Source organism: Nocardioides panzhihuensis (assembly GCF_013408335.1).
GTDB lineage: Bacteria > Actinomycetota > Actinomycetes > Propionibacteriales > Nocardioidaceae > Nocardioides > Nocardioides panzhihuensis.
Map to the genome: position 1 here is coordinate 1192484 of NZ_JACBZR010000001.1, position 19884 is coordinate 1212367.

19 protein-coding genes and 1 riboswitch are annotated in these 19884 nt (G+C 70.0%); of the genes, 10 read left to right on the plus strand and 9 right to left on the minus strand.

Features of this window, described 5'->3' with window-relative positions; all coding sequences use genetic code 11:
* Window positions 1-52 precede the first annotated feature (52 nt).
* From BJ988_RS05545 to BJ988_RS05570, 6 genes are all read left to right on the plus strand, one after another.
* Window positions 53-787, plus strand: coding sequence for an HAD family hydrolase (locus BJ988_RS05545; protein ID WP_179657102.1), 735 nt, complete (start codon window positions 53-55; stop codon window positions 785-787).
* Entirely contained in the window at window positions 781-1758 is a 978-nt protein-coding gene (gene phnD, locus BJ988_RS05550; RefSeq protein WP_246321408.1) for a phosphate/phosphite/phosphonate ABC transporter substrate-binding protein, read from the plus strand. The genes BJ988_RS05545 and phnD overlap by 7 nt, the downstream gene beginning before the upstream one ends.
* Window positions 1755-2582: a phosphonate ABC transporter ATP-binding protein gene (gene phnC, locus BJ988_RS05555; protein ID WP_179657103.1), complete on the plus strand. Its 828-nt coding sequence runs from the start codon at window positions 1755-1757 to the stop codon at window positions 2580-2582. The genes phnD and phnC overlap by 4 nt, the downstream gene beginning before the upstream one ends.
* Entirely contained in the window at window positions 2579-3403 is an 825-nt protein-coding gene (gene phnE, locus BJ988_RS05560; RefSeq protein WP_179657104.1) for a phosphonate ABC transporter, permease protein PhnE, read from the plus strand. Before phnC ends, phnE (BJ988_RS05560) begins: the two co-directional genes overlap by 4 nt.
* Entirely contained in the window at window positions 3400-4275 is an 876-nt protein-coding gene (phnE, locus tag BJ988_RS05565) for a phosphonate ABC transporter, permease protein PhnE (protein ID WP_179657105.1), read from the plus strand. The genes phnE (BJ988_RS05560) and phnE (BJ988_RS05565) overlap by 4 nt, the downstream gene beginning before the upstream one ends.
* Before the next feature lie 156 nt (window positions 4276-4431).
* Window positions 4432-5283 carry a MurR/RpiR family transcriptional regulator gene (locus BJ988_RS05570; protein WP_179657106.1) on the plus strand — a complete coding sequence of 284 codons (852 nt, stop codon included), beginning with the start codon at window positions 4432-4434 and terminating at the stop codon, window positions 5281-5283.
* Between the two features lie 9 nt (window positions 5284-5292).
* Here BJ988_RS05570 and BJ988_RS05575 read toward each other — a convergent pair whose 3' ends face one another.
* The 5 genes from BJ988_RS05575 to ctaE all read right to left on the minus strand — a co-directional run bounded on the left by BJ988_RS05575 (window position 5293) and on the right by ctaE (window position 10299).
* A complete protein-coding gene (locus BJ988_RS05575; RefSeq protein ID WP_179657107.1) occupies window positions 5293-5643 on the minus strand; it encodes a GatB/YqeY domain-containing protein in 351 nt (116 codons plus the stop codon).
* Window positions 5644-5857: 214 nt separating this feature from the next.
* On the minus strand, window positions 5858-7582 hold the full coding sequence (gene qcrB, locus BJ988_RS05580) for a cytochrome bc1 complex cytochrome b subunit (protein WP_179657108.1): 1725 nt from the start codon (window positions 7580-7582) through the stop codon (window positions 5858-5860).
* Window positions 7579-8742, minus strand: a complete 1164-nt coding sequence (qcrA, locus tag BJ988_RS05585) for a cytochrome bc1 complex Rieske iron-sulfur subunit (RefSeq protein ID WP_179657109.1) — start codon at window positions 8740-8742, stop codon at window positions 7579-7581. The genes qcrB and qcrA overlap by 4 nt, the downstream gene beginning before the upstream one ends.
* A complete protein-coding gene (qcrC, locus tag BJ988_RS05590) occupies window positions 8739-9620 on the minus strand; it encodes a cytochrome bc1 complex diheme cytochrome c subunit (RefSeq protein ID WP_343051484.1) in 882 nt (293 codons plus the stop codon). Before qcrC ends, qcrA begins: the two co-directional genes overlap by 4 nt.
* 13 nt (window positions 9621-9633) lie before the next feature.
* On the minus strand, window positions 9634-10299 hold the full coding sequence (ctaE, locus tag BJ988_RS05595; RefSeq protein ID WP_179661345.1) for an aa3-type cytochrome oxidase subunit III: 666 nt from the start codon (window positions 10297-10299) through the stop codon (window positions 9634-9636).
* 138 nt (window positions 10300-10437) lie between these two features.
* Between ctaE and BJ988_RS05600 the strand changes: the two genes are divergently transcribed.
* Window positions 10438-10848: an Rv3143 family two-component system response regulator gene (locus BJ988_RS05600; RefSeq protein WP_179657110.1), complete on the plus strand. Its 411-nt coding sequence runs from the start codon at window positions 10438-10440 to the stop codon at window positions 10846-10848.
* On the plus strand, window positions 10845-11882 hold the full coding sequence (gene trpD / locus BJ988_RS05605; protein ID WP_179657111.1) for an anthranilate phosphoribosyltransferase: 1038 nt from the start codon (window positions 10845-10847) through the stop codon (window positions 11880-11882). Before BJ988_RS05600 ends, trpD begins: the two co-directional genes overlap by 4 nt.
* 87 nt (window positions 11883-11969) lie before the next feature.
* Here the strand turns inward: trpD and BJ988_RS05610 are convergent, their stop codons facing one another.
* Complete coding sequence (locus BJ988_RS05610) at window positions 11970-12248, minus strand: Lrp/AsnC family transcriptional regulator (RefSeq protein WP_179657112.1); 279 nt, start codon at window positions 12246-12248, stop codon at window positions 11970-11972.
* 23 nt (window positions 12249-12271) lie between these two features.
* Window positions 12272-14050 carry a DEDD exonuclease domain-containing protein gene (locus tag BJ988_RS05615; protein ID WP_218860606.1) on the minus strand — a complete coding sequence of 593 codons (1779 nt, stop codon included), beginning with the start codon at window positions 14048-14050 and terminating at the stop codon, window positions 12272-12274.
* A 46-nt stretch (window positions 14051-14096) separates the two neighbouring features.
* Between BJ988_RS05615 and BJ988_RS05620 the strand changes: the two genes are divergently transcribed.
* Window positions 14097-16025 (plus strand): hypothetical protein, encoded by a 1929-nt coding sequence (locus BJ988_RS05620; protein ID WP_179657113.1) that lies wholly within the window; start codon window positions 14097-14099, stop codon window positions 16023-16025.
* Here BJ988_RS05620 and BJ988_RS05625 read toward each other — a convergent pair.
* Together BJ988_RS05625 and BJ988_RS05630 are read right to left on the minus strand one after the other, a co-directional pair.
* Complete coding sequence (locus BJ988_RS05625) at window positions 16006-17907, minus strand: amino acid permease (protein WP_179657114.1); 1902 nt, start codon at window positions 17905-17907, stop codon at window positions 16006-16008. The two genes, BJ988_RS05620 and BJ988_RS05625, sit on opposite strands and share 20 nt — an antisense overlap.
* Before the next feature lie 82 nt (window positions 17908-17989).
* Complete coding sequence (locus BJ988_RS05630) at window positions 17990-19255, minus strand: NYN domain-containing protein (RefSeq protein WP_179657115.1); 1266 nt, start codon at window positions 19253-19255, stop codon at window positions 17990-17992.
* 123 nt (window positions 19256-19378) lie between these two features.
* Between BJ988_RS05630 and BJ988_RS05635 the strand changes: the two genes are divergently transcribed.
* Entirely contained in the window at window positions 19379-19576 is a 198-nt protein-coding gene (locus BJ988_RS05635) for a hypothetical protein (protein WP_008363129.1), read from the plus strand.
* Between the two features lie 96 nt (window positions 19577-19672).
* Window positions 19673-19876, plus strand: a riboswitch (cyclic di-AMP (ydaO/yuaA leader).
* Window positions 19877-19884: the final 8 nt, after the last annotated feature.

Sequence of the window (19884 nt, forward strand, 5' to 3'; positions counted from 1 at the left end):
ATCGCGATGCGCAGGGTCGACCCCGACGGCCCGCGCCTGGAAGGTGGACTCGTTGTCTCGGCCCGTGCTGGTGCTCGACCTGGACGGAACGGTGTGTCTCGGAGACACGCCGGTCCTTCTCTACGCCGCCCGGGTGGCGGCCCTCACTGGCGCCCCTGAGGCGCTCCTGGAGACCACGGAGGCCTTTCTGGGTCACCGGCTCCCCGAGACCGCTCCGAAGACGCTCATCGGCGCTCAGGACGGCTATGAGGCGGTGAAGATCCTGGGCCTGGCCGCCGGGGTCTCCGAGGAGGAGCTGAGCGCGGCGTACGTCTGGAGCAGGGCTGCGATGAGCGAGCAGCCCGGTGACATCCGCACGCCCGACGGGCTTGTCGACCTGCTCAGCGGCATCGATGCTCATCGAGTGATCATGACCAACTCCCCGGGCAGCGGCCTGGACGCGATCCTGGAGCACCTCGGTCTCCGCGACGTGGTCGACGAGGTGCGCACCGACGCCCTCAAGCCGACCCGGATGCGCGGCCACCTGGACCACTTCCTCGATGTCTCCGGTCTGGCCGACAGACCGGAGTGGCTCATGTCGGTCGGCGACATCTGGCGCAATGACCTTGCTCCCGCTGTCGAGCGTGGTTGTGTTGCTGCGTACGTTGACGCCTTCGACCGTCGCCAGGGACCGGCACATGTTCGTGCAGGAACTCTGGTGGGCCTGTACTCCGCAGTCTCGGACTGGTCGAATGACCCGTCAGCCTTCATCGCAGCTCACCCCCTCAAGGAGTCTGTCCAATGTTGAGAACCCCCACGACCCGGTTGCTGGCGATCGGTGCCGCCGCATCGCTCGCCCTCTCGCTCGCCGCCTGCGGCGGCAGCGAGGACAGCACCGCGCCCGCGGAGGATCCCAAGGAGCTCGTGCTGTCGCTGGTGCCCTCCGGGGACATCGACTCGATCACCGAGAGCGCGAAGGGCCTGGAGTCGTTCCTCAGCGACCGGATCGGGATCCCCGTACGCGCTGAGGTGACCGAGAGCTATGCGGCCGCGATCGTGGCGATGAAGTCGGACCAGGCCCAGGTCGCGATGCTCGGCCCGATCGGCGTGGTGCAGGCCGAGGACCAGGCCGGTGCGGTGCCGATCCTGCAGTCGGTGCGCTACGGCTCGGCGAGCTACCACACACAGTGGTTCACCAACGACCCCGAGACGTACTGTGCCGACGAGGTCACGGTGGTCGACGGCTTGAAGTACTGCAACGGCACCGACGCCGCCAAGACCGGCCCCACCGGCGAGGTCGCCCTGTCAAAGGTCAAGCCCGGCACCCCGATCGCCTTCGTCGACCAGGGCTCGGCGGCCGGCTACTACTACCCGGCCACCCAGTGGGGGATGGTCACCGGCGGCGACGCGCTGGTCGACCTCGACGCGCAGTTCGCCGGCGACCACGACGCCGCGGTCCTGGCCGTGGCCCGTGGCGACTACCCGGTCGGGGTGAGCTTCGACGACGCCCGGGAGGACGTCGCGGCCGACGAGCCGAAGGTCGCCTCCGACGTCGTGGTGTTCGCCTACTCCGCGGAGATCCCCAACGATGGCATCGTCGTCGCCGGCGGGCTCTCCAAGGAGCTGCGTACGAAGGTGACCGACGCGTTCACCACGATGGCCAAGGACCCCAAGGGGCTCAAGACCCTGGAGGCCGTCTACGACATCGAGGGCCTGGTGAAGGTCGACAAGGCCGCGCTGAAGAAGGCGAAGTCCGTGGAGGAGAACTTCGGCGAATGAGCGCCTCGGGTCTCGGGCATCGGGCCGGTGATGGGTCCGATGGTGGGTCCGACGATGGGCACAGCATCGTCTTCGACGAGGTCTCGGTGGTCTATCCCAACGGCAGCAGAGGCCTCGACAAGGTCAGTCTGACCATCTCGCCGGGGGAGTTCATCGTGGTCGTCGGCCTCTCCGGCGCCGGGAAGTCCACGCTCGTCCGCACGATCAACGGCCTGGTGCCGGTCACCGCGGGGAAGCTGTCGGTGGGCGGGACCGAGGTGACGGCGGTACGCGGCCGCCGGCTGCGGCGGCTGCGTGCCGAGATCGGGATGATCTTCCAAGGGTTCAACCTGGTGACCCGCCGCTCCGTGATGAGCAACGTGCTCACCGGCCGGCTGCACGCTCAGTCGTGGGCGCGGTCCCTTCTCGGGCTGCACACCAAGGCCGACCAGGAGATCGCCTTCGAGGCCCTGGAGCGCGTCGGGATCGTCGAGAAGGCATGGGTACGCGCCTCCGAGCTCTCCGGCGGGCAGCAGCAGCGGGTCGCGATCGCCCGTGCTCTGGCGCAGCAGCCGTCGGTGATGCTCGCCGACGAGCCGGTCGCATCGCTGGACCCGCCGACGGCCGACCGGGTGATGCGCGACCTACGGCAGATCAACCGGGACCTGGGCATCACCACCGTGGTCAACCTGCACTTCCTCGACCTCGCCCGACGCTACGCGGACCGGATCATCGGCATGCGCGCCGGCGAGGTGGTCTTCGACGGCGCCGCGACCGATGCCGACGACGCGGTCTTCGAGAGGATCTACGGACGTTCGCTGACCGGCGAGGACGTCTCGTCATGACGGAGGCCGCCCTCGAGCGCCCCGACGGCCCGCAGAGCCCGGCGCGACCGGCGAAACCACCGCCGAGCCCGCTGCTGATCGGCGGTGTCCTCGGCGCCGTCGCCGTCACCGGGGTGGCGGGCTGGGCGATCGACTTCACGCTCACCCCGGTCATCGAGCAGTGGTCGACGCTGACGATGATCCTCGAGGAGGTGGTCCACCCCGAGTGGGCGGAGATCACCGACCCGGCCTCGCGGCTGTGGACCGCGCTGATGGAGACTGCCGCCATCGCGGTGATCGCGACCTTCGTCGGCTCCCTGATCGCCCTGGGGGTGGCTCTGCTCGGCTCCAAGGTCAGCGCGCCGCCCGGGGTCTATCGGGTCACCAAGTCATTGATGTCGGTGATCCGGTCGCTGCCCGACATGGCCTACGCCCTGGTCTTCGTCGCCGTCGTCACCGGCCCGCTGCCGGGCATCCTGGCCCTGACGATCTTCAACGTCGGCATCGTCGCCAAACTGACCGCGGAGAGCATCGACGCCGTCGATCACGGGCCGCTGGAGGCGCTCGACGCGGCTGGGGCCACCCGCTGGCAGCGGGCCCGGGTGGCGATCGTCCCCCAGGTGCTGCCCAGCTACGCCTCGTACGTCCTCTATGTCTTCGAGCTCAACATCCGCGCCTCGGTGGTGCTGGGTGCGGTCGGAGCCGGCGGGGTCGGACAGCTGATCATGCTCTACTTCAACCGGGCCGACTACCCTCGGCTGGCGGCCGTCGTGATCGTCATCTTCGCTGCCGTCATCGCGATCGATCTGCTCTCCCAGGCCCTGCGCCGGAGACTGGTGTGACCCCCGCGACCGCGACGCGGCCGAAGCCGCCGCCGAAGTGGCCCTACACCGTGGCCGGCCTCGCGCTCGTAGGCGTCGTGCTGGCGGCCGGATGGTCCCTGGAGGACGCCCGCTGGGAGCGGTTGCCGCAGTTCCCAGGAGCGATCTGGCAGTACGCGGCTCAGATGGTCGACGGCGTGCTCACCTGGCCGGGAGCGCATCCTGACGGTCAGGCCGACCCCGACCTGACCTACGGAGACTGGTGGCTGCAGGCACTGAAGCTGATGGGGGAGTCGGTGGCGCTCGCCTGGATCGGCACCTGCGTCGGGGCGCTGGTCTCGTTCCCGCTGGCGTTCCTGGCCGCCTCCAACACCGCGCCATGGTTCGTACGCATGCCGGTGCGTACGTTCTTCAACGCCATCCGCGCTGTCCCGGAGATCCTGCTCGCGGTGATCGTCATGCTTCCGCTGTTCGGTCTCAACCCGATGGCCGGAGCGATGGCGATCGGCATCCACTCGATCGGCTCGCTCGGCAAGCTGACCCTGGAGAGCATCGAGGCGATCGATCCTGGTCCGGTCGAGGCGGTCGTGGCGTCCGGCGCGACGTGGTGGCAGCGCATCCGCACGGCCGTGATCCCGCAGCTGCTGCCGGAGACCGTGGGCTTCTGGCTCTACCGCTTCGAGGTGAACATCAGAGCAAGCGCGATCCTCGGCGTCGTGAGCGCCGGTGGAATTGGCGCCCTCCTAAGCCGTGTCCTTCGGGGCCGAGAGTGGGAGTGGGGTGGGATCATGCTTGTTGTGATCATCTTCGTGACGATCCTGGTCGACCAGATCTCTGCTGCGCTGCGTCACCGGATCCTGCACGGCGCCGATGCCACCGCGGTGGCGGCATGAGCGAGCGCCAGCGAGCGACCATCAAGGTCAGGCCCACACGTCCGTACTCTGCGCCTTCCACGACGGAGGTGTGGGCATGAGCGAGCGCCAGCGAGCGACCATAAGGGTCAGGCCCACACCTCCGTACTCTGCGCCTTCCACGACGGAGGTGTGGGCATGACGAGCGCGCCGGTTCTCCCAGCCATCCGGGCCGCGATGCCGCGGCTCAACCCTTCCGAGCGTGCGGTCGCCGAGGTCGTGCTGACCCGCTCGGAGTGGGCCATCGAGGCGACTACCGCTGAGATCGCCGCCGAGGCCTCCGTCTCGACCGCGACCGTGGTCAGAGCCGCGCAGAGACTCGGGTTCCGCGGCTTCCCGCACCTCAAGGTGCTGTTGGCGCGCGACCTGGGTTCGGCCAAGACCGAGACGAGCGAGGGAGGCAGCCCGCTGACGGTGGTGCGCGCCTTCTTCGCCGACATCGCCGACTCCGCCTCCGACATGGTCGGGCTCCTCTCCGAGGAGCAGGTCAGCCGGGCCGTGGATCTGATCGCCGAGGCGCGCACGATCCTGGTCGCCGGCACGGGGGTCTCCTCGCCGGTGGCCAGCGACATTGCGATGAGGCTGGCCTCCCAGGGGCTGAGCACGGTGGCGCCCGGCGACCACCTGGACCAGCTCATCCGGGCTCGGCTGCTCCAGCCGGGCGACGTCTGCGTGGTCGTCAGCGGCACCGGCGCCACCGCACCGACGATCCAGGTCGCCCAGGCGGCCGTTGCCGGGGGAGCGGCCGTCGTCGCGCTGACCTCCTTCACCGGCACGCAGCTGACCAAGCTCGCCGAGGTCGAGCTGGTCACCCCGCAGGGTGGACGGGCCGGCTTCCGCCAGGAGCTCGACTCGATCATCCGGATCCCGCAGCTCATCCTCGGCAACGCCCTCGTCGCCGCCGTGGCGGCTCGTGACCCCGAGGCCGCCGCCAACGTACGCGCCCGGGTGCTCGAGGTCGTCGGCGGCGAGCTCGACCCGCTGGGCTGAGCCCCTGCCCTAGAGGTAGGCCGCGAGCAGCTCCGCCTCGGCGCGGAGCTGCTCGGCCTTCTCCTCTGCGCCGTGGGACTCCAGGTCCGTCGCGGCGCTCGTCCGCTCGGCCTGCTCACCGGAGATGATGGCGCGGATGTCGTCGTCGGTGAGAGCCCGGCGGACGGCCTCGGTCGTCCCGACGCCCGTGGCGGCGCCGGCGATCGGACCGTCGCTCGTGGGTGAGGCCTCTTCGACCGGCAGCGCCTCCGCGTTGGAGATCGCGGACAGGGTCGAGCGCAGCACCGCTGTGGCGGCCGTGTCCCGAGCCTTGCGAGCGGTGATGAGGTCGGCTCGGAGACGAGCCTGGAGGTCGGTCATGTGCTGGACACTAGGTTCCGGGATGGCCGAAGGGCAACCGGGTTTCGATACCGCGAAATGCACGCGGCGCCGTCCCCGAAGGAACGGCGCCACGTGTGCTCTTGATGTGGATCTCGACCCGCCCGTCGCCCGCTCGCAAGCTCGCGGGCGGGGCTCGCTCGATCTCCTCCGGTCATCGGTGGGCGAGCAAGCTCGCCCACCGATGCGTCGGATCTCAGCGGTTGAGGGGCTCCTCGACCGCAGAGTGACGGTGGTCGTCGAAGTCGTGACCGTCGACGACGTGACCCTCGTGGACGGCCAGCTCGTGGGCCTCGTGCTCGGCGTGGCGGTGGGCCTCGCTGAGCTCCTCGGTGGTCGGCTTGTCCACGTCGTGGTCGTAGTAGAAGGCACGGAGCTTCGCCCGGAAGGTCAGCTTGCCGTTCTTCAGCTCCGGCTCCTCGCCAGCCCGGCCGCGGTCGCGGACGCCCATGGCGTAGGCCTCGTCCTCGTGGACCGGCAGGTGCTTCTCGTGGTAGGCACCCTCCGGCGTACGGATGACCGTGCCGGTCTCGTAGCCGTGCAGCAGCTTCTCGTTGTCCTTGCGCTGCAGCGAGATGCACCAGCGACGCGTGATCATGAACGCCACGATCGGACCCAGGAACACGAACGCCCGCAGGAAGTAGGTGATCTGGTTGATCGAGAGGTCGAACTTGATCGCGATGATGTCGTTACCACCCGCGATCCAGAAGCCCGCGTAGAACGTCATCAGGGCGACGAACGTGGCGGTGCGGGTCGGAGCGTTGCGCGGGCGCTGGAGCAGGTGGTGCTCGCGCTTGTCGCCGGTGATCCAGGCCTCGATGAACGGGAGCATCAGCACGACCATCCAGGCCAGCATCGGCAGCACGATGACCGGGAAGAAGATGTTCCACGACCAGGTCGAGCCCCAGAAGTGCGACTCCCAGCCAGGCATGATGCGCAGCGCGCCGTCGGGCCAGCCCATGTACCAGTCAGGCTGCGAGCCCGCGGTGACCTTGGTCGGGTCGTACGGCCCGAACTTCCACACCGGGTTGAGCGAGAAGAACGCGCCGAGCAGGGCGGTCACACCGAAGGTGATGAAGAAGAAGCCGGTCATCTTGGAGATGTAGTTCGGCACCATCGGGTAGCCGACGACGTTCTTCTCGGTGCGGCCGGGTCCAGGCCACTGGGTGTGCTTGTGGTAGATCAGCAGGATCAGGTGGGCACCGATGAGTGCCAGCAGGATCGCTGGGATGAGCAGCACGTGGATGGTGAACAGGCGTGGAATGATGTCGTCGCCTGGGAACTCGCCTCCGAACAGGAAGAACGAGAGGTACGTCCCCACGATCGGGATCGCCATCATGAACCCGTCCGCGGCCCTGACGCCCGTGCCGGAGAGCAGGTCGTCGGGGAGCGAGTAGCCGGTGAAGCCCTCGAGCGTGCCGAGCAGCAGCAGCGTCGCGCCGATGACCCAGTTGATCTCACGCGGCTTGCGGTGCGCGCCGGTGAAGAACACGCGCATCATGTGGATCATCATCGAGGCGATGAACAGCATCGCGGACCAGTGGTGGACCTGGCGCAGCAGCAGTCCGCCGCGTACGTCGAAGGAGATGTCCAGGGTCGAGATCATCGCCTCGGACATCGGGATACCGCGCAGCGGGGCGTAGGAGCCCTGGTAGACGACCTCGGCCATGGACGGCTTGAACCACAGGGTCAGGAAGGTGCCGGTGACCAGCAGGACCACGAAGCTCCACAGCGCGATCTCACCCAGCATGAACGACCAGTGGTCGGGGAAGATCTTGCGGGAGAGGAACTTGCTCAGGCCACCGACGCCGAGGCGCTCGTCGGCCCAGTTGGCGGCCGCTCCTGCCTTGGTCGGTTTGCCCGCCGGGGCAGCGGCGTCGGTGCCGTTGCTGGCGGCAACCTTGGACGTGTCGGTGCTCACTGGCCGCCCTCCTTGTAGCCGTACTGCTCAGCATCGGCGGCGTGGTCCTTTGACCAGTCGTCGAAGATCTCGTCGATGTCGTAGGTGTTGCGCTCCCAGTAGCTGACGCCAACGGGCTCCGGGTAGTCGGAGAGAGCAACCAGGAAGCCGTCCGCGTCGACGCCCAGAGGCAGCTGCGGCAGGTGCCGGCCGGCCGGACCGAAGATGACCTTGCCGTGGTCGGCGAGGTCGAAGGTCGACTGGTGGCAGGGGCACAGCAGGTGGTGCGTGGTCCGCTCGTTCAGTGAGATCGGGCAGCCGACGTGGGTGCAGATCTTGGAGTAGGCCACGATGCCGTCGACGGACCAGTTGCGGGTCACGTCGTGGGTGATGTCGGCGGGGTTCATGCGCAGCAGGATGGTGGCCGCCTTCGACTTGGCGATCTGCAGCGGCGCGCCGTGCAGGCTGCCGTCGAAGATCGTCGAGGGCTCGGCGTTGACCAGGTCACCGACCTCCAGGTCGCCCGGACGGATCGGGGTGCCGACCACGTCGCGGACGACTCGCACGCCGGCATCCCAGACGGTGTGCTCGAGGCCAGCACCCGGGTAGGGCTGCTCCTCGGTGATCTGAGCGTTGGTCTGACCCAGGTCCCTGAGGATGACCACCGCGGGCAGACCGAGCAGGGCAGCCGAGCCGATCATCGCGTTGCGGATGAAGGGGCGGCGAGCCATGCCCGACTCGTTGAGTGCGGCCTTCAGCTCGGCGATGGCCGCCTCGCGGGTGGCGGGGGAGGAGGCCGCCGGGTGGCGCTCCTCGGAGTGCTCGATGTCGACCACGAGCTTGCGGGCCCACTGGATGACGCCGATGCCGAGGAAGAGGAGGGCGAAGCCCAGGGTCGATCCCAGCGCCAGGTTGGAGGCGCCGTAGCCGGCCCAGACGTCACCGTCGTAGCCGGGCTCGATCGCGAAGTACGCCACCACGAACAGCACCGAGCAGATCGCGGAGAGAGCGAAGAAGAGGCTCACCTGGCGCTCGGCGCGCTTCTCTGCCTTGGGGTCGACGTCGGTGGGACGCCAGTGATGCTCGTGCATGCCCGGGTCGGGCAGCAGCGCGTCGGTGTGCGCGTTGAGCTCCGGATGCGAGTCGTCGTGCTTCTCGATCTCGCTGAGGTCGCTGCTCACTGGGCAGATCCCTTCTTGGTCTGGTTGGTGCGCGTGGTGTGCGCGGCGATCCACACGGTGAAGGCCACCAGGACGCCGAGACCGACGACCCAGGCGACGATTCCCTCGGTCACCGGACCGAGCCGGCCGTTGTGGAAGCCGCCGTAGTCGGGCTGCTCCCTCATCGACTCGACGTAGGCGATGACCGCCTTCTTCTCCTCAGGGCTGATGTTGCCGTCGGAGAAGGTGTCCATGGACTGCGGACCGGTCAGCATCGCCTGGTAGATGTGCTTCGGGTCGGTCTCCAAGATGCTCGGAGCCTCGCCGCCGCGCGGCATTGCGCCGCCGGCACCGGTGAAGTTGTGGCAGGCGGTGCAGTTGGTCAGGAAGATCTGGCCGCCGAGAGCGACCGCCTCCTCCTTCTCCTTCTCGGACTCGAAGGTCTCCGGGTCGTACTGCTCCCTGTCCGGGACCGCCGGGCCGGGACCGAGGCTGGCAACGTAGGCGGCCATCGCGTCGATCTCGTCCTGGTTGAAGCTGGGGTCCTTGACCTCGACCTGGGCGCCGGGCTGGGCCATCGGCATCCGGCCGGTGCCGACCTGGAAGTCGACGGAGGCGGCACCCACGCCGATCAGGGACGGGCCGTAGAGCTTCCCGTTCTGGGTCGTGATGCCCTCACCGTTGGAGCCGTGGCAGGTGGAGCAGTTGATCATGAAGAGCTCTTTGCCCTCGGCGACGAGAGCGGCGTTGTCCTTCTCGACCTCGGCCTGCGAGGCCGGGGCGAGGGCGGCGTACGCGCCGCCGGTGCTCAACAGGGCGACCAGGAGCACGGCGGCACCGGCCAACGGGCGGCGACGGTGCCGCGACAGTCGACCGACGGAGCGGTTCAGTAGACGCACATTCAGTCCTTGGTCACTTGAGGAGGTAGATGGTCGCGAACAGGCCGATCCACACCACGTCGACGAAGTGCCAGTAGTAGGACACGACGATCGCGGAGACGGCCTGCTCGTGGGTGAAGCGCTTGGCGACGTACGTCCGGCCGAGCACGAACAGGAAGGCGATCAGGCCGCCGGTGACGTGGAGGCCGTGGAAGCCCGTCGTCAGGTAGAAGACCGAGCCGTAGGGGTCGTCGGGACCGGTGATGCCGCGGTTGAGGGCGATGCCCTCCTGCACGAGGACTGCGTACTCCGTCGCCTGACCGGCGATGAAGACCGCGCCCATGAGGTAGGTGAGGATGAACCACTCACGCAGGCCCCACAGGCGGACCGCGAACAGCGAGCCCTTGCGCCCGACCTGGCCGCGCTCGGCCGCGAAGACGCCGAACTGGCAGGTGAACGACGACAGCACGAGGATGGTCGTGTTGACCGCCGCGAACGGGATGTTGAGCCCAGCGGTGTTGGCTTCCCACACCTCAGGGCTGACCGCGCGGATCGTGAAGTAGGCCGCGAACAACGCCGCGAAGAACATCAGCTCGCTTGCGAGCCAGATGATCGTCCCCACGCTGACCATGCTCGGACGGTCGTGGTGCCCGTGCAGGCGGGCTGTTGGAAGAGTCGATACTGTCGCCACGCCCGCCATTATGTCCTGCCCCTTTCCCAGAGTCTCCACGGGACCCTGTGTGTCGTGTTTCAGACCGTGCTACACCCTTGAGACACCGCTCAGGTTCAGGCTGTGACATCTGGCCGCAGACCATGGTGTTGGCGCTAGCATCGGGGTGTGACCGATACCACCTCGAACTCACTGAAGATCCTCGTCTACAGCGACGACAGCGACGTCCGCAAGCAGGTGATCCTCGCGCTGGGGCGCCGCCCGCACCCCTCTCTCCCGGAGGTGGAGTACGTCGAGGTGGCCACCGAGCCGGCCGTGCGTGCCCAGCTCGACGGGGGCGGGCTGGCGCTGGCCGTGCTCGACGGTGAGGCCGCTCCGGCCGGCGGGCTGGGGATCGCGAAGGCGGTCAAGGACGAGGTGCGAGACGCTCCGCCGATCGTCGCACTCATCGGTCGTCCGCAGGATGCCTGGCTCGCCACCTGGTCGCGTGCGGAAGCCACCGTCGCGCATCCGCTCGACCCGTTCGAGCTGGCCCGGACGGTCGTGGGACTGCTGCGGCCAGTTAACGTTGGCGCATGACGTCCGTCGCCGACTCCTGGCCCGAGGTCCTCACCACGCTGGTCGCGGGACAATCCCTGTCCGCGCACCAGGCGGCGTGGGCGATGGGGGAGATCCTCTCGGGCGAAGCGACGTCGGCCCAGATCGCCGCTTTCGCGGTGGCGCTGCGTGCCAAGGGCGAGACCGTCGACGAGCTCGCGGGCGTCGCCGACGGGATGCTGGCCAAGGCCAACCCGATCTTCGTGCCCGGGCGCGTCCTGGACATCGTCGGCACCGGTGGTGACCGGTCCTTCTCGGTCAACATCTCCACGATGTCGGCGATCGTCGCGGCCGGCGCCGGGGCCAAGATCGTCAAGCACGGCAACCGGTCCGCCTCGTCCAAGTCCGGGTCGGCCGACGTGCTCGAGGCGCTCGGCATCCGGCTCGACCTCGATGTCGCACGGGTCGGCGAGGTGGCCGAGGAGGCCGGGATCACCTTCCTGTTCGCCGCGGCCTTCCACCCGGCGATGCGCCACGCCGCCGCCGCGCGGCGGGAGGTCGGCATCGCCACCGTCTTCAACCTGCTGGGCCCGCTGACCAACCCGGCCCGCCCCGCCTCCTCCGCGATCGGCTGCGCCGACCCTGCCGCCGCTCCGGTCATGGCCGGTGTCTTCGCCCGTCGTGGCGCCGACGCCTGGGTCTTCCGTGGCGACGACGGCCTCGACGAGCTCACCACGACGACGACCTCCCACGTCTGGACGGTCTCGCAGGGGATCGTGACCGAGGCGACGGTCGATCCCCTCGACCACGGCATCGCCCGGTCCACCGTCGAGGACCTGCGTGGTGGCGACGCCGCCTACAACGCCGCGGTCGTCCGCCGTCTGCTCTCAGGCGAGAAGGGTGCCGTACGCGACGCCGTGCTGCTCAACGCCGGCGCCGCCCTCGCGGTCCACGACGCCGGTTCCGGCACCGTCGACGAGCGTCTCGCCGGGGGCATCTCGCGCGCCGCGGAGTCGATCGACTCCGGGGCCGCTCAGGGTGTGCTCGACCGGTGGGTGGCCGCTACCGCTCGCTGAGCCGGCGCATCTTTGCGTCATGCTCGCTTCGTTTCGGCTGTAGATGATTACGCGCCGAGTCGGCTACACGAGACGGGCTTGCGCCCGTTAGTCCAGGCCGATGGAGAAGGCGGCTTCCAGGTCGACCTGGGAGTAGGTGCGGAAGGCGATGTGGGTCTCGGTCTCGAGGACGCCGGGGACCTTGTTGACCTTGTCGGCCACGACCACGGCCACGTCCTCGTGAGCGCGGACGCGCACCAGGGCGATGAGGTCGATCTGACCGGTGACGGAGTAGACCTCGCTGACCCCGTCGATGGCGGCCACGGCCTCGGCCACCTCGGGGATCTGGGAGACCTCGGCATTGATGAAGACGATCGCTGTGATCACGCAGGTCACGTTAGCCGATCACACTAGAGGGCTGCTGCCCGGCGGCCCGCGCCCCCGACCGGGCAAGTCCAGTCGCCCTCGATGTGGGCGAGGCGCACACCGGGGGACTCCAGCCAGCGAAGCACCAGCTCGGTCTCCTCGGCGCTCGCGGCCGGCACCGGGCCGGGCGCGGCCAGGACCGTCTCCGCGCTGAGCTGGAGGTCGGCGACGTAGGAGTGCGCGTTGGTCTCGCGTGGGATCACCCCGGCCGCCGCGAGCCGGCCGTGACGGACCACGTGGACCGCCCAGCGGCCGTCGTCCTCCCGCCGGATCGCGGTGAGGTCGGGGAGCCGGGTCAGCGCGCTGAGCCGCTGGGTGCGGGCGGCGGCGCGCAGGTAGGACGTCAGCCGGTCGCGATGGACGGCAGCCTCCTCGAACCGCTCCTGCTCGGCCAGGCCGGTGAGCCGCTCGGTGACCGTCTCGACGACCTCGTCGGGCCGGTGGAGGAGGGACTCGCGGACCCGTGAGACCAGGGCCGCGTACGTCTCCGCGGAGACGCTCTGGTCGCACGGGCTCAAACAGCGGTGGAGCTCGGCGAGGACGCACGGGGTCCGCTTCGGGAGCACGGGGAACCGGTCGGAGCACTGCCGGATCGGGAACGTGTCGTGCAGCGCCTGGAGCGCCTTCTCGGCGACCTTCCTGGAGCCGAACGGGCCGAGGTAGTCGGCGTCGTCGTCGAGCACCTGCTTGACGAGCGACAGCCTGGGCCACGGCTCCCGGGTGAGCTTGACGAAGTGCATCTTCTCCGGGCGTCGCGAGCGGCGGTTGTAGGGCGGCTTGTGCTCGGCGATGAGGCGCAGCTCGCGCACGCCCGCCTCCAGCGCCGTCGCGCACTCGATGGCCTGCACGGTCGTGGCCAGGCCGACCATCTCGCCCATGCGCGACCGCGTCTCGGAGGCGGTGAAGTAGGTGCGTACGCGGCTCCGCAGGTCCTTCGAGGTGCCGATGTAGAGCACCCGGCCCTTCTCGTCCTTGAACAGGTAGACGCCGGGGGCGTGCGGCAGGTCCTCGGCCAGGTGACGCTTCTTGCGCTGGGCGGTGGTGACCTTGGCCGAGAAGACGCTGAGGTCCTCGAGGGTCTGCACCCCGATGTTGCCGAGGCGCTCCATCATCCCGTGGAGGACGTCGACGGTCGCGCGGGCGTCGGAGAGGGCACGGTGGTTGGGTGTCGTGGGGGAGCCGAAGACCCGGGCGAGCGAGCCGAGCTTGTGGTTGGGCGACTCGTCGCGGGTGACCACCCGACGGGCGATCTTCACCGTGTCGAGCACCTCGAACCGCGGCCACGGCCGCTCCTGCTTCGCCGCGAAGTGCTTGAGGAAGCCGACGTCGTAGGGGGCGTTGTGGGCGACCAGGACACAGCCCTCGGCGAACTCGAGGAACGCCGGCAGCACCGACTCGATGGTGGGGGAGGAGGCGACCATCGAGTTGGTGATCCCGGTCAGCACGGCGATGGAGGGCGGAATCCCGGTGTGTGGGTTGACGAGGGTCTGGAACTCGCCCAGCACCTCGCCGCCGCGCACCTTCACCGCGCCGATCTCGGTGATCATCCCGCCGTTGTCGGGGCTGTTGCCGGTGGTCTCGAGGTCGACCACGCAGAAGGTGAGGTCGCGCAGCGGTCTGCCGAGCTCGTCGAAGCCTCGCTGCGCCTCCCAGGCTCCGGCGACCTGCGCGCTGCGCGCGCTCACTCCCTCGCGCTGGCGGCGAGCGACCGCGCGGGCGCGCATCTCCAGGCGTGCCTCGCGCACCGCCGGACTACTTCGCATGCGAACACATTAGCGAGTGCCGCCGACACTCCTTCGCCACTAGGGTGTGGGCCACCTGACAGGGGAGGTGTGGGCGATCGCTGCGAGAAACGGCGGCAACGAGGGCTCCACGGGCGGGAACGAGGAGCGCCCGTGGGCGCGCTGGTTCGCTCGATCGGGCTCGTTGCAGGTCGAGCCGGCCGAGGCCGGTGAGCAGGCCAGGACGCTGCTGGACGCGGACGGGCTGACTGCGGCGCTGCGGTTCAACGAACGAGTGCTCGACACGCTGACCGGCGACCTGGCGGGCCTGGTCGAGTACGTCACCGTGCTCGACGGCGCTCAGACCGATGAGGTCCTCAACACCCAGAAGCTGATCGACTACGCCTTCGCCCGGGTCGCCGCCCAAGGTGCCGACCGGTTCGTGGCCTGGCTCGCGGAGCTGCGTACGCAGGGTCATCCGGCGATCGCGGTCCAGGCCCTGCACGCGTACGGTCGGATCGCGGACAGCGACCCGGCCGCCGCGGCGACCTCCCTCGGCTCCGCCGCCGACCGGGTGATCCTGATCGCGGCGGCTGCGCTGCATCGCCCGCCCGAGGACGCGGCCCGGCTGGCGATCGAGACCGAGCACGATGCCTCGATCGCCTACGCCGTCATCCACGACGTGCTCCGGCAACGCACCGTCCCCGACATCGCCCGGTTCCTCCGGGCCCTGCACCTGCTCGGCGCGACGGCGCTGGTCAACGACACCGTGAAGCAGTTCGCGGCCCCCTCCAGCGGCCGCTCGAACCTCGACAAGGCGCTGTTGTACGTCGCGCTGGACGCCACCCCGAGGCTCCGTGAGATATCGCTGGACCTGCTCTGGCGCACCCTCGGCGCGATCGGAGACCTCGGTCGGACGCCGGGTCCCGGCCAGCAGCACGACCTCGTGGCTGCGTTCTGGGCGCTGTGTCCGGGCGGCCGCGTGCTCGAGGACTGGTTCAAGCTGCGCCTCGACGGCAGGGAGAACGCCGAGGAGGCGCGCGAGCAGGTGGTCCTGCTGCTGCGTGGGAGCCGGGGAGCCGGCCGTGACCGCCTCGTGGCGGCCCTGGCCGCCGACGCGACTCCGACGAACCTGAAACGCATCTGCGAGACCCTCATGGACGAGGGGAGCGAGGTCGAGGCGGCGTTGCTCGTCCGCGCGCTCGCCCGCAGCGGCCACATCGAGCGGCTGGGCGACTTCCTCGACCGGTGGTCGTGGGCGCAGCCCTCCGCCGAGACGACACGGAACCTGCTCCACTGGGTCCTCACCCCGGAGGGCCCGGACCGCGAGCCGATGGGATCCGCCGTCGTCGAGGGCATCGCGACCTATCTCGCCGACGCCCACGGCAAGACGCTTGGTGAGGACCTTCGACGTCAGGCCGCCACCCTGGTCAGGCTCCGCCCGCCCGAGGAGATCGTGGGCCTGCTCGGCCACGTGCCTTCCCGGGTCGGCAGGCGGGGCCGGTCGGCCGTGGCCGCCGACGTCGGCTGGAGGCTGGCCGAGGATCTGCTCGTCTACCCGGCGCCGACCGAGGAGAGGTACGTCACCTGGTACGCCGAGTGCCTCGCCGCCCTGGCGGCGGCCGGCTTCGCCGACGCGGTGCGTACGTCCTGGCACCATCTCGCCGACGAGGCGATCGGCCGGCGAGGCGCCGGGCCGACGATCGCCGAGGCCGCCCATCGGCTACGCCTGGCTGCGTCCTCGGCGAGCGAGGAGCGCCGCAGGGAGCTGGTCGGCACGGCCGACCGGCTGCTGATCCGCTACCTCGACCAGGCGCAGAGCGTCACGCCCACCGACATCGTCGGCATCACGACGCGGCTGCGCCTGCACCGCTACCCGACGGCGAGCCGCGCCGGGGTGCTGCGGCGCTCGGTGGGGCGATGGCAGGACCGTGCCCGGGTCGACGCCGTCGTGGAGACCCTCGTAGCCGCCGGCCAGGAGGAGGAGGCCGAGTGGGTCAGGTCCGGGTCGTCGTGAGCCGGGTCTGCCTGAGGTAGCGGCGGCCGGCGCCGACGAGGAGGACGAAGGCACCCGAGGTGACGATCATCACCAGGCCACGCAGGCTCCACACGCTCCAGACGGAGTCGTCGCCGAGCCGGTGACGGACGGCGCTCAGCAGCGTCAGCGCGGCCAGGTAGACCGCGAGCACGACGAACGGACGGTTCGCCGGATCGCGGGAGAACAGCCGCGCGCCGTGGTTCTTGGCGTCGTACCAGCCCAGGCCGGGGAACCGGAGATGATGGAGCCACGGGAGCACGAGGAGGACGAGGGATCCCCAGGCGATGACCGCCACGCCCTTCCACACCCGGTCCCAGGCAGACTCGTTGACGACCAGCGCGATGGCGACGAAGGCCGCGTACGCCGCCACGGGCAGGAGCTGCTGGAGCCCGGTGCGGAGCAGCTCGGAGCGCACCGCCAGGACGACGCAGGTGACCGCGTAGAGGATCAGGATCGGGATCGTGTTGAGCACGGCCAGGGTGTGCCAGTCGCCGCCCACCGCCACCAGGACGACCAGGGCGAGCACCAGGTTGACGAGCAGGATCAGCCAGAAGGAGTCGCCTCTGCGGCCCGGGAGCCGCGATGCCCGCGGCTCGTGCAGGCCGCTGGGGACGTACCTCTCCGCGCTGAGCGTGTAGACCTCGCGGCTGAGGGCGTAGGTGAACACGATGCCCGAGCCGATCGGGGCGATGATCGCGGCGAGGCGGACCAGCACGACCAGCCAGTCCATCTGCGCTCCGACCAGCGTGGCCGAGTCGGTCAGCCGCGCGTACGAGGTGCCGTGCTCGGCCCCGGAGGTCGCCATGTGCTCCGCGTAGACGAGCTGGAGGGCGGAGTAGAGCAGGAACGACCCGACGACCGTGCCGTACACCGCCCAGCGCACCCGCCTGGCGACCGCGCGCGGGCCGCCACGGACCTCACCGGTCACGTCCAGGGGCGCCTGGAAGCCGATGTAGGCGTAGATCACGCCGCTGGTGATCAGTGCGCTCAGCACACCGGTCGTGGTGGGCCCGGGCACCGAGTCCGTGCCGGCGGGACGTCCGGGGACGGCGAGCACCAGGAACACGACGAGGACCACCGGGAGAGCGATCTTGACCAGGGTCAGGACCGCGTTCGTACGCAGCACGAGCCGTCTGGGCAGCAGGACGAAGCCGATGATCGCGGCGGTCACCAGCACCGCCAGGACGGAGCCGGTCCCGGTGAGCCCGTCCGGGCCGGCCAGCGCGGGGACGACCTCGGCCAGCCCGTCGACCGCGGCCGCTGCCTGAGCGGCCGGGTTGATCGCGTACGAGATCCACAGCGACGCCGCCAGGACGATCACCACCAACGGCCCGAAGGCGTCGTGCGGGTGGAACAGGAGCCCGCCGGTGCGCTGGGAGATGAGCCCGAACTCGACCATCACGACAGCGATGGTGAGCATGAGCACGCCGCCCGCGGCCCAGCCGAGGAGCGCGGCCTCGCCCAGGCTCTCGTGGAGGCCGGGGACGGCCAGGAGCCAGCCGGACCCGATGACGCCGCCCGCGGCGAGACCGACGACCTCGACGAGGCTCAGCTTGTCGCCGTCCTCGGCGGCGCTCTCGCTCGTCTCGTGCTTCTGGGGCTCGGTGCGGGCGGTGCGGGCCTCGACGGTCTCCGCTGGCTGGGGGACACGACCCGAAGGGGCCTGGGGCCGTTGCAGGACCGCGAACGCGATGCCCGTCAGCACACTTCCGAAGACGGTCAGCCAGAAGATCGGCTCGTGCAGCACCTCACGAAAGCTCAGCGACTTGAGCCCGTCGAGCTGCAGGGTGCCGTAGATGGCGATCACGAATCCCGCGGCGCACAGGAGCACCCTGGCGATCGCGTTGAGGGCGTGCCGCACGCGCTGGTCTCCCACTCCCGGTGATTCGAACGTGCGCAGAACCTATCGAATCAGGTCGGTGCGGCGCAGGAAGCCGGCTGGATCAGGCCAGCAGGGGCGAGAGCGAGGAGAGCGGGACGGTGCGGGCGCCGGCGCGGCGTACGTCCTTGACGACCTCGGCGTCGTCGGTCGCGACCAGGACGATGCGGCCGGAGGGCTCGGCGTCGACGAGGTCGCGGATGACGTCGTCGGCGATGACGCCCTCGGGGGAGAAGAGGACCTTGACGCCGCGAGGCGGCACGGCGGTGGGGCGTACGGACGCCGAGTGGGCGTCGAAGACGACGGTCGTCTCCGCGCCGGTGCGGGCGGCGATCGGCGCGATCCCCCGCAGCAGCCGCAGCCGCTGGGCGTCGAGCGCCGAGTCGGGCCACAGGGCCTTGGAGACGTTGTAGCCGTCCACGATCAGCCGGACCCGCGGCATGGCCAGGAACTGCTCGAGGTGAGCGCTGCTGGTCACGCCGACACCGGCGACGGCGTCCGCGGAGGCCAGCTCGGACTCCACCCGCTCGCCCGGGGTGCCGGTGACGGGAGGCAGCGCGAGCTCGCGTCGGAGCCCGCCCGCGGCGTCGAGGAGCGTGTCGAGCAGGAACCGGGCCCGCAGCGAGGCGCCCTCGCGATCCGCCTTGGACGTACGCCGCTCGGCGGCCGCCTCGCGCTCCAGCTTGTCGATCTGGCTGCGGAGCTGGCGCAGCTGGCGGTCGCGCGCGGCGATCTCGTCCTCGGCGCGGGAGAGCGCCGCGCGGGCGTCGGTCAGCGCCTCGTCCAGTCCCGTGCCGACCTCACGAGCGGCGGCCCGGGCCTCCCCGAGCTTGCGTCGCAGAGCGGTGTTGTCGGCCTTGAGGTCGTCGATGCGGGCCTTGCGGTCGGCACGCACCTCACGGATCTCGTCCTCGGCCGCGGTGAGCTTGCCCCGCAGGCGGGCGACCTCGGCGTCGACCGCCGGCACTGCGGCGGCCTCGAGCCGATCCAGGGCCTCCTTGAGCGAGACCTCCCAGCCGTCGGGACGCACGAGCCAGACGACGGCGGCCGCCTCGGCCGGGTCCTCGGGAAGGACGAGGTCGTCGGGGGAGCCCTCGGTGACGTACGCCGGGCGCAGCTGGCTCCCGATCTTCTCCCGCACCTCGTCGTCGGCGTCCAGCGCCGAGGCGATCATCGCGCCGCCGGCCTTGGCGCGCCGGGCGGGTGCGAAGTCGGCGATCCGCTTGAGCGCGGGTGGGAGCCGCGCCACGTCGGGAAGCACCCCGGCCGTGAGCGCGACGATGCGCCCCCGGACCGTGTCGGGGAGCGTCGCAAACGCGGAGACCTCCATGGGTCAAGTGTAGGGACCCCGTCCGCGATCACCGCGTCGAATACTGCGCTGCGATGGTGATGACACGCCGCACGCAACCGTACGAAAGCAAAAATGTCGGTGCTCGGTGAGACCGTCACTCACATGACGACGAGAATCGACTGTGACACCTGCCTGGTGCGGGGACTGGCGTGCCACGACTGCGTGGTCACGGTCCTGCTGGGGCCGCCCCCGGAACTCACCATCGAGGACGAGGAGCGCCGGGCGCTCGACGTGCTCGCCGATGGCGGCCTGGTCCCGCCGCTGCGGATGGTGGCTCTGCCGTTGGTGGAGGGTATGTAGCCGAACTTTTGGGCGTGGGTGGTTGGCAGGTGGGGGATGGCGTCGGCTAGTGTGCGCAGGGAATTGGCGCTCGTGGAAGTGGGTCAACCGGCCCACGCGAGTGCCGCGCTCAATCCAGGTCCGCTTCGGGGCGGGCCAGGAGCCGGGGAACCACACCGGTCGTACGCCGCAACATGGAGTGCGACCACCTGGGGTGTATCCGCCGCGAGGACGATCGGGGAGACCCGGTCGAGGAGCGGTGGTAGGGCAGGTCGTGCCTGAACCCGTCAGCTCACCCGGTAGGCGTCAACGACTACACAAGGAGACCG

Coding starts and splice junctions, on each gene's coding strand:
- BJ988_RS05570 (WP_179657106.1), top strand. CDS start 4,432: ATGACGAGCGCGCCGGTTCTCCCAGCCATCCGGGCCGCGATGCCGCGG.
- phnE (WP_179657104.1), top strand. CDS start 2,579: ATGACGGAGGCCGCCCTCGAGCGCCCCGACGGCCCGCAGAGCCCGGCG.
- phnC (WP_179657103.1), top strand. CDS start 1,755: ATGAGCGCCTCGGGTCTCGGGCATCGGGCCGGTGATGGGTCCGATGGT.
- trpD (WP_179657111.1), top strand. CDS start 10,845: ATGACGTCCGTCGCCGACTCCTGGCCCGAGGTCCTCACCACGCTGGTC.
- BJ988_RS05630 (WP_179657115.1), bottom strand. CDS start 19,255: ATGGAGGTCTCCGCGTTTGCGACGCTCCCCGACACGGTCCGGGGGCGC.
- BJ988_RS05615 (WP_218860606.1), bottom strand. CDS start 14,050: ATGCGAAGTAGTCCGGCGGTGCGCGAGGCACGCCTGGAGATGCGCGCC.
- ctaE (WP_179661345.1), bottom strand. CDS start 10,299: ATGGCGGGCGTGGCGACAGTATCGACTCTTCCAACAGCCCGCCTGCAC.
- phnD (WP_246321408.1), top strand. CDS start 781: ATGTTGAGAACCCCCACGACCCGGTTGCTGGCGATCGGTGCCGCCGCA.
- BJ988_RS05575 (WP_179657107.1), bottom strand. CDS start 5,643: ATGACCGACCTCCAGGCTCGTCTCCGAGCCGACCTCATCACCGCTCGC.
- BJ988_RS05635 (WP_008363129.1), top strand. CDS start 19,379: ATGACGACGAGAATCGACTGTGACACCTGCCTGGTGCGGGGACTGGCG.